The organism is Streptomyces sp. NPDC058864 (assembly GCF_042742985.1).
GTDB lineage: Bacteria > Actinomycetota > Actinomycetes > Streptomycetales > Streptomycetaceae > Actinacidiphila.
Window position 1 is genome coordinate 42,390 of the sequence record NZ_JBHYMQ010000058.1, and the last position, 13,838, is coordinate 56,227.

The window sequence follows — 13,838 nt, forward strand, 5'->3', positions numbered from 1 at the left end:
CGCCTGAGTCGGCCTGCCGACCTTCCCCATGGCCAACGGGGCGCGTCCTTGTGCCGACAGCACCCCTTGATCCTCAAGGCAGCCGGCCCACCGGCTCGCCGCTGCCTGCGAAGGCGGAACCTGCGCCCCGGCACCGTGCGGTGCCGGGGCGCAGGCAGGTCCGGCATCCGCGCTCGCGCAGAGCGTGGATGCCACTCGATCGAGTGGTGGCCTCGTGCCAGGGAGTCCGCCCTGACCGTGCCTCGTCGATCGGATATACCATCCGCGTCGACAACACTCGGGGCCAATGCACGGGGGAGGGTCAGCTCCTGCGGCGGGGCGGACGGCCCAGCGCCCGCCGCCGCGAGACCGTCGTGCTCAGGAAGCGTCCAGATCCACACCCGCGAGATCGGGCATGGCCCGCAGGAAATCAGAGACACCGCGCAGTTCATCCAGCCGCTGCTCGTATGACTCGACACGCTGCCCGCAGTCCGCAGCAAGTTCGGCCAGCGAACTCAGCAGATCCGTACACGATGCGACGATCACCGAGTCGTAGTTGCCCAGATCGGAACCGATCGCGAGGTCGAGGAAGATCCCGTCGTCTTCGAGGACGTCGCCCAGTGCCGGACGTACCGGGCCCCGCAACGCCGCGGTGAGGCGCTCGAGGCGTGCGGCGCCTGGGGGAACGGCGAACACGCTGATCTCCGAGGAGGCGTCGAAGATCACGGCGTGCAGCGCGGACACCAGGTCCCGCGGGGTCGCCAGCGGGAACAGGCCCGCGCGACGGGCGTTCTCCACCTCCCACGCGGAGGGCCGGGGGCGGATCGCGAGCGCGGAGCGCCCGGGAACGAAGCCGTTGTCCCGTGACTGGGCGGCAAGTTGTTCGGCGTCGACGTCGTACTCCCAGTCCACCAGCATCGGCTCACGTCCCAGCGTCCGTGCGGCGTCGTCGCGGTAGTACGCCGGAATCGCGTGGCGGGCCAGCCCGGCTGTGAGGCGCCAGACCAGACCCACGTAGACGGCGACTTCCTTCCATGTTGTTGTTCACCGCCCACTCGTAGAACGGTGTCTTTCCCTCCGGCCATTCTCCGAACAGCCCTGGCCAGTGCCTGGACACAGCCACCTCGTCGCCCGGGAGGTAGTGGAAGACGTGGATGCTGTGGCGCGGGACGGCCTCGAACCGGATGGGGTGCACTGCGACAACCTAACCGTCACCCCGTCGTCGAAGCCCGCGCATTTCGCCCACCCCTTCGCTGTCGGTCACCAGCGGACAGGCGGATGACTGACCGAGTGGTGGTCGCGAACGCGGCCTGGCAGGCATGGATGCCAGCCGGGGCGAAGTGATTCTGCCGCTGATGGGCGGTCCCAGAAGCTCATGCCCTCCTTGCCGATGGCGAAGGCCGGCGTCCCGAGACAGGTGGTGACGTCACGTTTTGCGGATCGTCGCCGTCCAGCAACTGCATGATCACCATCCCTTCACAGGCCTTCACCGCATGCATATACTTCGTGCACATCGCCACCGGGAGTGGCAACGTTGTCTTGAACAAGAGGAAAAATGGCTGGATCTGGCGCCCGGGGCAGTGACACGGCGGGGGCGGCAGCAGGCTGTGCCGGCCTTTGCGCTGTGGCTGTGGTCTGCTGGCTGCTGTGGACTGCAGTGACGTGGGCTGTCGCCGACTGGCGATGGACGTGGTTCCTCGGATACGCCGCTGTGGTTCCCGCTCTGGCCTACGGGATCGTGTGGGCATGGGGGGAAGCGCGTTCCTTCGCCCCGTCGAGGCAGCGTGAGACGTGGGCGACGGCGGTTCTCGCGGCGCTGGCCCTTGCGGCGCCCGTCGTTGTCCTGACGAAGGGCTGGGGAACGGCCCTGGTGGCGCTCCTGTTCTCGCTCGCTTCCGGTGCCGTCGGCTTGTTCGTGCCCGGTCGCCCAAACGGTGAACGCGGCAACGGCGAGGCAACCGCCTTCGTCGCGAAGGACGGACAGTCTTCATCGGACAGTGCGCTCCTGGCTGAGTGAACCTCCTCAACAGGCCCCACGCGCACGCCTCTCCGGCGTGCGTTCAATGATTCAGCGGCTTGGTGCCCTGATCTGTTCGTTCTTCTGGAGCTCTCGTGGTCGCCCCGACCTTCCTGTCCAGGCCGCGTCTACGTCGCCTGACCACATTGTTTGCCGCGATCTGTGTGAGCGCCGGTGCGATGGCCATCGGTGTAGCCGCAAGCGAAGAACCGGCAACCGCTGAGTCAGCGCCGCCTCACGCCGCGCCCTCTTTGGCGGCGAGCCCCACAGCGACGACTGCCCTCCCGAAGACGCGGACGAAATCCGCCACTTGCACGGGCAAAGCCCGGAATCTGACCCTTGCCTCGGGTGGCCGCACCGTCACGGAGCCGAAAGTGCCGCGCCCGGCGTATCTGCAGATCAAGAAGGCAAGCGTGGTGCGGGACAGCACAGGTGTGACGATCAGCTACACACTCGCCGGTGATGCCCCCGACCGCGATTCGGAGATACCGAACGCCACCTACTGGACATGGCTGGGCGACGGTATCGGCAGCGTGGACGAGCCTTCGGTGAGCATGGAGTACCTGAACGGGGAGTGGACGGTGTTCGTGAACGGTCCGGCCACTGTCGTCGGCGGAACCGTGCATGCCCGACTCGCCGTTCATGGACGCACGGTCTCTGTCCGGCTTCCCCTGCATGTCCGCGTCTCGACCGGCTGGGACGCCGATCTGTCGAAGTTCACCCACGCGGGATGGTCAACAGAAGGCCAGGATCCCGCTGGCCGCGGCTCCTGGGCCGACGGGTGCCCGATCAACGGCGACGAGGCCGGCAACCCAGGTCCATGGGAAGTGCCACTGCGCTAGCGCCGCTACGGTCCTGCCGCGTCTTTGAAAAGTGCCGCCCCCCACGGGCAATGAAGGCTGCCCCACGCGAACACCCATAGGGAGCGGTCCGACCAGCTAAGCCACTGGCTGCTACCGCCGGCCCGCTTCCCACCCCCGCAGGGGACGGTCTCGCCGCTTCGATCTGCTCGCTCACCCCGGGCGGCTGGTATGCCGCGGGTGGAGCTGAGCTGCAGACCTGGAGGCGCAGATTTCCCCACCGGCCGGTGGACACAGAGACCGTCACGGCACAGCGGGACCAGCCGCGAACATGCGACGCCCACGCCCCTGCACCCGTCGGACAAAGGGCGTTTGGCTGCCACACCGCTCGCCGGACCGACGGACCGACCCTCACCCGGCCGAGCCGGGGGAGCGCCTTCGCGGAACGCTCAGGGGCCCGCCGCCCAGGTTGCCCCGATGCAGCGAATACCAGACCTGTCCATCGCTATCACCACACACAGGAGAGAGACACAGAATGAGCAACACTCCCGCTTGGGGCCCTCAGCAGCAGGTCCCGGGGCAGCAGCCCGCTTGGGGTCCGCAGCAGGTGCCGGGGCAGCAGCCCGGTTGGGGCGTGCAGCCCCCGGTCCCTCCCGCCCCGAAGAAGGGCGGTAAGGGTAAGTGGATAGCCGGAGGCATCGCCGGCTTCGTGATCCTCGGGGCCATTGCGTCCAACAACAGTGAGGACACCTCTTCGGCGAAGCCGGACAAGCCCGCCGCCGTGAAGCCGACCTCCAAGGCCGCCGTGCCGAAGTCCCCTGAGGCGCCTTCTGTCCCCTCGGTTCCGAAGCCGAACACCGCTCAGGCGAAAGCTCTGATCGCCACCTTGTACAACATCGAGCCCGGCCTGGCAGCCAAGGAAGACCGCGCTGTCTCGCGGTCGCGGAACGTGTGCCTCGACATCCTCAACGGCCAGAGCAACGACAAAGTCGCCTCCAACGCCGAGGACCGGTTCGAGGGTGGCACTGTCTCCACTCTGAGCAAGAAGCAGGTCGCTCAGATCGTCTCTGCCGTCAAGGCCACCTTCTGCGGTCCGACCGGCAAGGGTGCTCCGAAGAATCCGGTCGCGCCCAAGCGCCGGACCACGGTCGACCGCTTCAGGGACTATGTCGCCGAGCACGGCAGCGTGAACGAGGCTGCCATGGCAAAGCACGTTACGAAGATCCAAGGCGGCGACGACATCAACAACGTCCTTGACACCGCCGATGTCTACACGGACTTCTCGGGCGACTTCTCGAACATGCCGAAGGCCAAGCTCATCGCCTCCGCCTTCGCCGACTGGCAGGAAAGCCGGGGCAAGTCCAGCAAGAACGGCTTGGTAACCGTCTACAGTTCGGGCGGCGACGTCCTGGGCAACAACAAGTTCTGATCGGACCTGTCAGCGGGGGCCCGCTACCCCGGCCCCCGCTCGCTGCGCGATGGATCAGGTTTCCCCGGTGGGGCAGTCACGGCGAGGAAGCCGGCACCTTCCAGGAACGTCGCCTTCACCTGGGTCGCGAACCTCCCACACCGGTAACAAATCCTTGTGCCAGACCACCAGCGAGCCACCAGCCCACGGCTGGCTGGCACGGGGCCATCGTTCCTCGACGGCGGCACGGCAGGTCAGGTCCGTGGTGCGGGAGCCCGTCGGCCCAGTCTCTGGCCGGAGCAAGGCGGCGGGCTCCCCTCAGAACGCGGACCGTGGCCCCGTGCCAGACACGGACCTCTCCCTGCTTTGGGTATGGCGGTACCGAAGACAGGTACGAGGTTGTCGGGATGTCTGCATGGGAACTGACGGCGGTGGGACTCCGGCGCCGTCGGCTTGACCCGTTGGTCCTGTGCGGTGGATCGGTCGTGATCACGGGCGCGTGATGGGTGCTGCTGTTGGCCTGTGAGGTGGCAGGATGCTGTGTCGTGGCAGATGACAGCACGAGCGGGTTTCGGGCGGGCCGGACGGGACTGATCGTCAGGATCCCGGATGCGGAGCGGGCCGTACGTGCATGGCGTGAGCAGTTCGATCCCTCAGCGCGGGCGGGAGTGCCGGCGCACGTCACGGTGCTTTTTCCGTTCCTCGACGAGAGCCGGATAGATGCGCGTGTCTGCTCGGCTCTGTCTGACATGTTCGGCAGTCACCATGCCTTTGACCTGTGGTTTGGGAGCTGTGGGCGGTTTCCGGGAGTCCTGTATCTCGCTCCTGAGCCGGACACGCAGTTGCGGCGGCTCACTGAGGCGATCGCTGACCGTTGGCCCGAAACCCCTCCCTATGGAGGCCAGTTCACCGAGATCCTGCCCCATCTGACCGTTGCTGACGGTCAGGACGATGCAGTTCTGGATGAAATCGAGGCCGACCTGCTCGGCAGACTTCCCTTTACGTCGCATGTTGCGTCCGTTGATCTCATCGTGCATGACGGCGCGAGGTGGCAGGAGCGAGCGTCGTTCGCGCTCCTTGAATGAACGGGCCGTGAGCCTGTCTGGTCCGCTGCAACGCGCACCGCTTCGAGCGTGCGATCCGCTTGGGTTTCGTGTTGATGCTCTCGGTGGGGCTGTTGCTGTATGGAAGCGTGAGTGCGGTGATCACCGCGTCCCGGTCTCGCGCCAGATTCCGGGCGAAGGAGTGCAGATGGGGCAGATCGGTTGCGCGGATCTGGCACCGCAGAGCATATCGCGGCCCTGCCCGGCATCGCCGTCGTCGACTTCGGCCTACCCGCAGTCCTGACGGTGGCCCGCGGGACCACCTGGGCCGCCGCCCGTACCCGCCACTCCGCCCAGCCGACCCCGGAAGGTCCCGGAATGCCCTGACGGCGCGGTCATACGGTGGGCCGTCCTGGGGCCGTCCAGGGCCGTGGCCGTCCAGTCGGGGGGCTTGCCCGGCGCTGCCGGGACGGCGCCGAGAAGGGGCTGTGGGCCTCCTTGTGGCCGCTGGACGCGGCCCGGGCCGCCGGCCCGTGCCCGCGTTGCCCGTGCGCCGCGCCCGCGCCCGCGGGGCAGTACGGAAAAGCGCCGGTGGGCGGGGCCGTGATCACGGCCCCGTCCACCGGCGGCTTTGACTGGTTCAGCTCAGTCCGACTCGGTTCGGGTCAGTTTTGGCCGGTGACCTCGAAGTGCAGCCGGACATGGGTTGCTGAATCGGCGCCGGCGAGCGTGACATCGGTCGGTCCCGGCTTGGCTGGGCCCCGCGCCTCGTGGTTCACTCACACAACCAGCCGGACGGACACCTTCCACGCTACGCCGCCAGCGGTGCAGTCCCCTCGCCGCGGTGCAGTCCGCCCCGGTCCCTCGACGCGTTTCAAGTCCACGCGCTCATTGTGCGGGAGATCGGACGGGGCAGTTCTCCTTCGGGCACCCCTCGCCCGGTGCTCGTAGAGTTGTATGTATGGCGAACCTTACGCTCGCGCAAATCGAGGGGATCGCCCGCGCAGCCCACGCGCACCAACTGGACAAGTCGGGACGGCCCTATGTGGAGCACGTCCATGCCGTGGTTGATGGAGTGAGGGAGCGGGGCGGCTCCGAGGAGCAGATTGCCGCCGCTTGGCTGCATGACACGATCGAAGATGAGAAGCTCTCAAGCGAGTGGCTTGTCTCCGCGGAGCTTCCCCAGTATGTGAAGGACTTGGTCGACGCCATGACCAAGCGACCGGGGGAAAGCGACGAGTCATATGTGCGGCGGATCCTCGCCGTGCCGGGCGCTCGCCTCATCAAGGAAGCCGACCTGGCGCATAACGCTGACCCTGACCGGCTCGCCCTGCTCGAGGAACCCACTCGGCGCGAGCTCAAAGAGAAGTACGCGAGACTGAGGCGGCTGCTCGGCCTGGCAGCGGGCGACGTATAACTCCAACGAGGGCGCCTCACTCCGCCGCCTCCGGCGCGAACCGTTCGATCATGCCGTACAGCTGAGTGGGTGGTCACGCTCCTTCGGGCGGGCTTCGAGCAACCCGGTAGCGACGCCGTCCAGGCCCAGTTGCGGCAGGCCCCTGGAGACCCTGGAAGCGGAGTTCTGCAAGGCCGCCGAGCCTCTGGTTGCCGCCCAGCATGTCAGCTGGCTGACGACCTTCTGGGCTGTTTGTCCCGTTGTTGCATGGGCAGGCGTGTGGGACGTCCTCACGACAACGGAGGAGAACCATGGCGACAGGTGAGACAGGATTCAAGGACGTCGCGTACGACCTGGTGTCGGTCCAGTACCACTCACTGAAGGCCGGACACGACTACGGACAGTACGTCCGGGACGCCAAGAACGCCGGAGAGACCGAGATCGCGGACTTCTTCCAAGACGTGATGCGCGAGGACTCCGAGCGTGCTGCACGCTGTCACGATTTCCTCACGGAACTGGCAGAGAAGGGCGACATCGGGCCAGCCGCCTCCTGATCGAACAGGTCAGGACAGGTTCCGGGATCGGCCGCCACGATGTTGTGGGGGCCGATCCCTCCGCCACATCCCGGGAGGAGCAACCGACGGTCGGCACCAGCGACGGCCCTCGAGCTGTGGCGCCTCCCGGTGCTCGCGTCGCTCGAAGAGATGGTTGTCCTCGCCGCCACGGCGGGGCTTCACATCCGCTGGCCGCAGAGACCGCACGCCGAGTTGGTAACCACGGAGAGTGGAGATGCCGAGGCTGACCGTCCAGGCCAGCCACTCACGACCCCCAGCCCCACCAGCAGTCCTGGCCCCATCCAAGAGGCGTCCGTTTGGGTCGGTTATGGATTTGAATGCGACGCGCACCAGCGGTTCATCGGCATATCCGCGGGTACCCGATGGTCCTGCGGCGAAGGACAACCGCGAGGAAGTGATCGATCATGCGGGCGACCGTGTGGCACGGCAAGCACGACGTACGGGTCGACACCGTGCCCGACCCCCGGATCGAGGAGCCGACCGACGCGGTGGTGCGCATGACGTCCACCGGCCTGTGCGGCTCGGACCTGCACCTGTACGAGGTCCTCGCTCCGTTCATGACGCCCGGCGACATCCTCGGCCACGAGCCCATGGGCATCGTTGAGGAGGTCGGCGCGGAAGTGGACAACCTCGCGCCCGGGGACCGGGTCGTGGTGCCGTTCCAGATCGCCTGCGGTACCTGCTACATGTGCCGCGAGGGGCTGCCGACGCAGTGCGAGACGACCCAGGTCACCGAGTACCGAAGCGGCGCGGAGCTCTTCGGCTACACCAAGCTCTACGGGCGTGTCCCCGGCGCGCAGGCCGAGTACCTGCGCGTGCCGCAGGCGCAGGTCGGCCCGATCAAGGTTCCGGACGGGCCGCCCGACGACCGGTACGTCTACCTGTCCGACGTCCTGCCCACGGCCTGGCAGGCGGTGAAGTACGCCGAAGTCCCGCAGGGCGGCAGCCTGGCCGTCCTGGGTCTGGGGCCGATCGGCGACATGTGCTGCCGCGTCGCCCGCCACCTGGGCGCGGGCAAGGTCATCGGCGTCGACCATGTAGCGGAGCGGCTGACCCGGGCGCGCCGTGACGGCGCCCACGTGTTCAGCCTGGACGAGTACGAGGACCAGGACGATCTCGTGAAGGCCGTCCGGGACGCCACCGACGGCCGCGGCCCGGACGCCGTCATCGACGCCGTGGGGACCGAGGCCCACGGCAGCACCATCGGCAAGCTGGTCCAGCAGTCCGCCGGCCTGCTCCCCCGCGCCTGGGCCGCCAAGCTCATGCAGACCGCCGGCGTCGACCGCCTCGGGGCCCTGCACCTGGCCATCGAGATGGTCCGCCGCGGCGGCACGATCTCGGTGAGCGGCGTGTACGGCGGCATGACCGACCCGATGCCCATGCTGACCCTGTTCGACAAGCAGATCCAGCTACGCATGGGCCAGGCGAACGTCCGGCGCTGGAGCGACGAGATCCTCCCGCTCCTGACCGACGAGGACCCCCTCGGCGTGGACAGCTTCGCCACGCACCACGTCCCCCTGGAGCAGGCACCCCAGGCTTACGACATGTTCCAGAAGAAGGCCGACGGCGCCATCAAGGTCCTCATGATTCCGTGACGCCCGGCGATCACCCTGGCGGCGCGTCGAGCGGTGTGGCCGCCAGGGCCCGGGCCACGCCGTACAGGTTCGCGGCCATGGCGCGACCCGTCTTGTGGGACCAGTCGTGGCCACGCTCGTCGTCGAGGTAGTCGGGGCCGGCCCCCGGGTCGAGGTGCCAGTACGTCCAGGCCTGGCCCGGGATGGTGTACCCCAGGTCGGCCAACGCCCCCGAGAGCTCGCTGATGACGTGGTGTGCGCCGTCCTCGTTGCCCGTCACCACCACCCCGGCCACCCGGTTGTAAACGACCGGGCGGCCACTGCCGTCCGTCTCGGACATCAGGGCGTCCATACGCTCCAGCACGCGCTGGGCGACCGACGAGGGCCTGCCCAGCCACGTGGGGGAGGCAACGATGAGGATCTCCGAGGACAGCAACTTCTCGTGAATCCCGGGCCACGCGTCTCCGGCGCCCTCATCGCTGGTCACGCCGGGCTTGATGTCGAGATCCACCGCACGCACGCACTCGATGTCCACGCCGTACGCCGCGAGCTGGTCCGCCACCACCTTCGCCAAGGCGTAGGCGTTGGACGGCTGCGGAGACCGCTTGAGCGTGCAGTTGATGACGAGCGCTTTCATGCGACTCTACCTACCTCCGATGCGGCTGGGCATCCCCGCGAAGGCGGACGACTCACTCTCCCGGTCAGTGCCGGCCGTGCACCGAACCGCCCGCGCGGCCTACCAGCTGGCCGGCTGCGGTTCGCCAGCAAGGGTTCGGCTGCCCACCGTGGCCTGGTGGAAGCACACCGCTGTTCCGGCGCCTGTCGGCCGCAAGCGGGGAGGCGTGCACTCCGTCGGGGTACACGAGGGGGAACCGGACCACGGATCGACGGGAGGACGGCATGCCTGCGGACGGCGACGGTCGCCGGGAGGGCCGTGACGAGACCCGGGAAGAGCGCGCCGACCGTCAGTGGGGCGAACTCCTCCAGGAGGTGCGGGTCGCCCAGACGGGCGTCCAGATCCTCTTCGGTTTCCTGCTGACCGTGGTCTTCACCCCGCGCTACCCGCAACTCGAGCAGACCGACCAGATCATCTACATCCTCACGGTCGTGCTGGGCGCCTCAGCCACCGGGGCACTGGTCGGTCCGGTCTCCTTCCACCGCATCGTCGCCGGCCGCCGCATCAAACCCGAGACCGTGCATTGGGCCTCGCGCCTCACCTTCGCTGGGCTCGTCCTGCTGCTCGCCACCATGACCTCCGCCCTGCTGCTGGTCCTGCGAGTGGCCAGCCACGACCCGTTCGTGCCCTACCTGGTGACGCTGGTCCTCGCCTGGTGCCTGCTGTGCTGGTTCGTACTGCCCCTGTGGGCCCGATCCCGCTTCACCCAGGACTGATCGGTTTCGGGCCGCACCACCCGGTTGCCGTATCAAGACAAACTGCTCGGTGCCGATATCGCGAGAGTGCGATAAGGAATCCGATCGGCCGACTCCGCGCGTCCCGCGACCACGGGACGTGTCCCCCGTAGAAATCGCCCCAGTCCCGCAGGTGGCATGGGGACACGACCTTGACTTCAGCAACGTGCTGCTCCTCGTCGTGCGGGAACTGGGCACCCGCGGGCTGCTCACCTTCGGGCCCCCTGGCGCGGGCCTGCCATCAAAGCCAGCCGCAACGGATGTGCCCAGGCGAAGCGCGGCCGACAATCGCCGTTGACCGCGGGCGCCGGCTTGGGGCAGGCGCCCCGGGGTAGCCGGAAGGCGTCCGTTGGGCAGACCGGCAGGGAGGGCGGGGCACATGGCGACATTCGTCCGGAGGACCCGAACGGCCCCGCGAGCCGTAGCGCAAGCCCCGCGCCGCTGGGAGGATGGCCTTCCAACTCTGGACGACGCGACGAGGGTGGCTCCAAGAAACGCCAAGAAGTTGTCGAAAGAGTTCTTCGCCAGGCTGGGCGGGCTGGAGGAAGGGACTCGCGAGTACCAGTACGTCAGAAACACACTGATCGAGCTCAACCTGTCGTTGGTGCGCTTTGTTGCCTCTAGGTTCAGCAGCCGCGGGGAGGAGATGGAAGACATCGTCCAGGTCGGGACGATCGGGTTGATCAAAGCCATCGACCGCTTTGATCTCATTCGGGGAGTGGAGTTCACCACCTTCGCCATCCCCTGCATCCTCGGCGAGATCAGGCGGTATTTCCGCGATACGAGCTGGGCCGTTCATGTGCCGCGTCGTCTGCAGGAGTTGCGGATAGAGCTGGCCAAGGCTGTCGATACGCTGACGCAGTCCCTCGGCCGGGGCCCGACAGCCGCTGAGCTCGCGGCGCACCTGGGGGTAGACGCGCGAGAGGTCCGTCAGGCCATCGTCGCCTCCAACAGCTACACGGCGGGATCCCTGGACCTCGCCCTCGACCCCGACGACGAGGAGAACGGCACCTACGCTGACTGCTTCGGCGCCGTGGACCCCGCCTTGGAGTCGGTGGAGAACCTGGTCGCCCTCCGGCCACTGATCGCCGTGCTCAGCGAACGGGACCGGCGCCTGCTGGAGATGCGATTCGGTCAGGAGCTGACGCAGGCCCAGATAGGCGCCGTTCTCGGGGTCAGCCAGATGCACGTGTCCCGCCTGTTGGCCCGGGTCCTGGCCCGTCTGCGGAGCCGGCTCGACGACGCGGAGCGAGCGGAGGGCGTGCGGCCCTGACCGGCCGTGAGCCTGGCGGCCGCCGCTCCGGCACCCAATCCGTGGTGCCTGGGGCAGTCCGGGTGCGCCGACGATGGCTGGTGTCGCACCACGGGTACGTGCGGCTGCGGCGGCAGGCGCAGACGGCCACGACGACGCGATCCGAACGCATCACCCGGCCATCGTCCAGGACCACCTCGACGGGGCCGTCGATCAGGATGGGACCGTCACGGGTGAGCGTCACGCGCGTCGGCGACAGTTCATCGTTCACGTTCGGCACGGATCACCACCAGTTCCTCCTTCTCCTCCCCCGGAGCAATCAGTCCCCGTGCCTCCAGCCACGCCGCCCGGTCACGCAGCACAGGGGACCGAACGGGATGTACCGGCGCTCGACGACCGCGGCCCGCAGTCCGGCATGACGGAGCCCGCTCAGGGTGCGCTCGACACCGCAGATGGCCGAGTGGACCAGGAGCAGGACTCCTCCCGGGGTGAGCAGCGGCGGCGCGTCCGCACAGACCCGGTCGAGCAGAGCGCGGCCGTCGGACCCCGCATCCCACGCCCGGGCCCGCCCCCCGGCCGGGAGATCTGCTCGCGGAGACGGCACGTATGGCGGATTGGCCACGATCAGGTCGAAGCGACGACCTGCCACGGGCCCGGTGAGATCGCCGCGCAGCACCCTGACCCGCAATCCGTTGAGGCGGGCGTTGAACCACGTGGTGCACACCGCGCTCACGGAAGCGTCCACGGCAGTCACCTGCGCCGCGCCGCGTTCGGCGGCGGCGAGCGCCAGCGCGCCGCTTCCCGTCCCAAGATCGAGGACATCGGCGGCGGCGAGAGGTTCCCGCTGCATCGCGTCCTCGAGCAGGCAGGTGTCGACGTGCGGGCTGTACACCCCCGGGGGGCACAAAAACCACATATCGTGTGGCTACCCGCGTGTCCGCGATCAAACGGGCGGCACGTCGCGAGCGAACTATCGCCACATGGGACTGCTGTCGAGGGAAGCCAGCATGTCGCGGGGATCGCGGTGCACGGCGGCGGCGCCCGCCTCCTCCAGTTCGCTACGGCTGATACCACCGGAGAGAAGCGCCACGCAGGGCACCCCCGCCTTCCCGGCGGCCTCGATGTCCCACACCGTGTCTCCCAGCAAGACCGCCCGGTCCGCAGGCACGCCCGCCCGTTCCAGCGCCTGAGCGACCAGGTCGGGCGCCGGTTTGCTCGCGGAGACGTCGTCCTTGCTGGTGGCGTCCGCGATGACGTCGTCGGCGTCGAGGGCGGCCCGCATCACGGCGAGCTCCTTGCCGTCGGCCGAGGTGGCCAAGACAACCCGGAAGCCACAGGACGCCACCGCGCGCAGCAGGTCGGCGGCACCGTCCAGAGGGGCGAGAGCGGGACCGTAGGCGCCGTACAGGGCCTTGTGGGCATCGCTGATCGGTGCAGCCTCGCTGCGATCGCGCTCCTTGCCCAACAGGCGCTCCAGGAGATGGTCGGAACCCATACCGATGCAGCGGTGGATGTCCGCCATCGACACTGTGTGTCCGGCCTGCCGGAACGCCTCCCACCACGTGACCGCGTGGAGGTAGTTGGTGTCGACGAGGGTGCCGTCCATGTCGAAGAGCGCGGCGCGCTCGACCTCGTCCCTCATGATGGCCGCTCCTTCCGCTCGGCTACCGGAGTGGTTCAGTCAAGGCGGCTACTGAGCTTGTAGGCGTGGTGTCGTTGGGGTGAGTCCGGTTTCGGTGAGGCATCCGTCGATGAGGTCACTGCGGTACTGGATCTTTCGGAGGCCGCGGCGGAGTGCGCGGATGAGGTGCTCGGGGTCGGCGAAAGCGGTGTTGGCCCGGCAGCTGCGTCGCAGCAGTGACCAGATGCCCTCGACCGGGTTCAGGTCGGGTGCGTAGGGCGGCAGGTAGTGGGCGGTGAGCCAGTCCTGGCTGTCGATGAAGGCGCGCATCCGGGCGTCCTTGTGCACGTTGAGGTTGTCCCAGATGAGGACGATCGGGCCGCCGAGCTTCTGGTGTGCTGTGATCAGCAGGTCGCGGTAGTCGGTCCAGGTGAAGCTGCGCCGGCCGCCGCGTTTGTGGTCCTCGTGCCGTTTGGGCCGGTAGATCAGGCGGGAGCGTTCTCCTGGTTTGTAGCAGGCCAGCGCGGCGACGGAGAACCGGCGCTGGGAGCGTCCGCGGACGCGGATGACGGGCGTGTGGCCTTTGCGGGACCAGGTGCGGCGGGTGGGCGGCGTCATCGAGAGGCTCAGTCAAGATTTTCGTGAAGCGATGACGCGGCGTCATACCGGGTGGATGTGCACGGTCTGTGCTGTGTTGCGCTGGTGACGCGCTGGTCGAGGCAGCGGGACCCTGTGACCGTGTGAGGTAATGCTGCAGCAGTTC

General features: G+C 68.1%; 13 protein-coding genes and 3 pseudogenes. 9 read left to right on the forward strand and 7 right to left on the reverse strand.

The annotated features are described in order from the left end of the window. Nucleotides 1–357: 357 nt before the first annotated feature. Nucleotides 358–993, reverse strand: a complete 636-nt coding sequence (locus tag ACFW3D_RS31945) for a hypothetical protein (protein ID WP_500510119.1) — start codon at nt 991–993, stop codon at nt 358–360. Between the two features lie 616 nt (nt 994–1,609). Here ACFW3D_RS31945 and ACFW3D_RS31950 point away from each other — a divergent pair. From ACFW3D_RS31950 to ACFW3D_RS31965, 4 genes are all read left to right on the forward strand, one after another. Continuing rightward, entirely contained in the window at nt 1,610–1,996 is a 387-nt protein-coding gene (locus ACFW3D_RS31950; protein WP_500510121.1) for a hypothetical protein, read from the forward strand. A 95-nt stretch (nt 1,997–2,091) separates the two neighbouring features. Next, nucleotides 2,092–2,838 carry a hypothetical protein gene (locus ACFW3D_RS31955; protein WP_500510124.1) on the forward strand — a complete coding sequence of 249 codons (747 nt, stop codon included), beginning with the start codon at nt 2,092–2,094 and terminating at the stop codon, nt 2,836–2,838. 493 nt (nt 2,839–3,331) lie between these two features. After that, nucleotides 3,332–4,225, forward strand: a complete 894-nt coding sequence (locus ACFW3D_RS31960; protein WP_500510126.1) for a hypothetical protein — start codon at nt 3,332–3,334, stop codon at nt 4,223–4,225. Nucleotides 4,226–4,749: 524 nt separating this feature from the next. Continuing rightward, nucleotides 4,750–5,289, forward strand: a complete 540-nt coding sequence (locus ACFW3D_RS31965) for a 2'-5' RNA ligase family protein (RefSeq protein ID WP_500510128.1) — start codon at nt 4,750–4,752, stop codon at nt 5,287–5,289. Here ACFW3D_RS31965 and ACFW3D_RS31970 read toward each other — a convergent pair. Then, nucleotides 5,231–5,482: pseudogene (locus ACFW3D_RS31970) on the reverse strand (transposase); the annotation flags it as partial. The gene ACFW3D_RS31965 and the pseudogene ACFW3D_RS31970 overlap by 59 nt on opposite strands. A gap of 726 nt (nt 5,483–6,208) precedes the next feature. Between ACFW3D_RS31970 and ACFW3D_RS31975 the strand changes: the two are divergent. From ACFW3D_RS31975 to ACFW3D_RS31985, 3 genes are all read left to right on the forward strand, one after another. Next, nucleotides 6,209–6,664, forward strand: coding sequence for an HD domain-containing protein (locus tag ACFW3D_RS31975; RefSeq protein ID WP_500510130.1), 456 nt, complete (start codon nt 6,209–6,211; stop codon nt 6,662–6,664). 290 nt (nt 6,665–6,954) lie between these two features. Next, the gene (locus ACFW3D_RS31980) at nt 6,955–7,197 is read left to right on the forward strand and encodes an acyl carrier protein (RefSeq protein ID WP_089228957.1); all 243 of its coding nucleotides are present in this window, start codon (nt 6,955–6,957) and stop codon (nt 7,195–7,197) included. A gap of 425 nt (nt 7,198–7,622) precedes the next feature. Further along, nucleotides 7,623–8,813: a zinc-dependent alcohol dehydrogenase gene (locus ACFW3D_RS31985; protein ID WP_500510133.1), complete on the forward strand. Its 1,191-nt coding sequence runs from the start codon at nt 7,623–7,625 to the stop codon at nt 8,811–8,813. Nucleotides 8,814–8,823: 10 nt separating this feature from the next. Here ACFW3D_RS31985 and ACFW3D_RS31990 read toward each other — a convergent pair whose 3' ends face one another. Then, nucleotides 8,824–9,429: a flavodoxin family protein gene (locus tag ACFW3D_RS31990; protein ID WP_500510136.1), complete on the reverse strand. Its 606-nt coding sequence runs from the start codon at nt 9,427–9,429 to the stop codon at nt 8,824–8,826. A 263-nt stretch (nt 9,430–9,692) separates the two neighbouring features. Here ACFW3D_RS31990 and ACFW3D_RS31995 point away from each other — a divergent pair, with 263 nt between their 5' ends. After that, on the forward strand, nt 9,693–10,184 hold the full coding sequence (locus ACFW3D_RS31995; protein ID WP_500510139.1) for a DUF6328 family protein: 492 nt from the start codon (nt 9,693–9,695) through the stop codon (nt 10,182–10,184). A 397-nt stretch (nt 10,185–10,581) separates the two neighbouring features. Further along, nucleotides 10,582–11,475, forward strand: coding sequence for an RNA polymerase sigma factor SigF (locus ACFW3D_RS32000; RefSeq protein ID WP_500510141.1), 894 nt, complete (start codon nt 10,582–10,584; stop codon nt 11,473–11,475). On the opposite strand, the gene ACFW3D_RS32005 is transcribed toward ACFW3D_RS32000, so the two are convergent. The 4 genes and pseudogenes from ACFW3D_RS32005 to ACFW3D_RS32020 all read right to left on the reverse strand — a co-directional run. Then, nucleotides 11,378–11,734: a CDGSH iron-sulfur domain-containing protein gene (locus ACFW3D_RS32005; RefSeq protein WP_500510143.1), complete on the reverse strand. Its 357-nt coding sequence runs from the start codon at nt 11,732–11,734 to the stop codon at nt 11,378–11,380. The two genes, ACFW3D_RS32000 and ACFW3D_RS32005, sit on opposite strands and share 98 nt — an antisense overlap. Continuing rightward, a pseudogene (locus ACFW3D_RS32010) lies at nt 11,715–12,370 on the reverse strand (HemK2/MTQ2 family protein methyltransferase). The gene ACFW3D_RS32005 and the pseudogene ACFW3D_RS32010 overlap by 20 nt, the downstream one beginning before the upstream one ends. 54 nt (nt 12,371–12,424) lie before the next feature. Further along, nucleotides 12,425–13,096 (reverse strand): HAD family hydrolase, encoded by a 672-nt coding sequence (locus ACFW3D_RS32015; protein WP_500510146.1) that lies wholly within the window; start codon nt 13,094–13,096, stop codon nt 12,425–12,427. Between the two features lie 48 nt (nt 13,097–13,144). Then, a pseudogene (locus ACFW3D_RS32020) lies at nt 13,145–13,696 on the reverse strand (transposase); the annotation flags it as partial. Between the last annotated feature and the right edge of the window lie 142 nt (nt 13,697–13,838).

Bases quoted from the DNA above. Each gene is read 5' to 3' on its own strand.
- ACFW3D_RS32015 (WP_500510146.1), bottom strand. From the start codon at position 13,096: ATGAGGGACGAGGTCGAGCGCGCCGCGCTCTTCGACATGGACGGCACC.
- ACFW3D_RS32000 (WP_500510141.1), top strand. From the start codon at position 10,582: ATGGCGACATTCGTCCGGAGGACCCGAACGGCCCCGCGAGCCGTAGCG.
- ACFW3D_RS31975 (WP_500510130.1), top strand. From the start codon at position 6,209: ATGGCGAACCTTACGCTCGCGCAAATCGAGGGGATCGCCCGCGCAGCC.
- ACFW3D_RS31990 (WP_500510136.1), bottom strand. From the start codon at position 9,429: ATGAAAGCGCTCGTCATCAACTGCACGCTCAAGCGGTCTCCGCAGCCG.
- ACFW3D_RS31985 (WP_500510133.1), top strand. From the start codon at position 7,623: ATGCGGGCGACCGTGTGGCACGGCAAGCACGACGTACGGGTCGACACC.
- ACFW3D_RS31960 (WP_500510126.1), top strand. From the start codon at position 3,332: ATGAGCAACACTCCCGCTTGGGGCCCTCAGCAGCAGGTCCCGGGGCAG.
- ACFW3D_RS31995 (WP_500510139.1), top strand. From the start codon at position 9,693: ATGCCTGCGGACGGCGACGGTCGCCGGGAGGGCCGTGACGAGACCCGG.
- ACFW3D_RS31980 (WP_089228957.1), top strand. From the start codon at position 6,955: ATGGCGACAGGTGAGACAGGATTCAAGGACGTCGCGTACGACCTGGTG.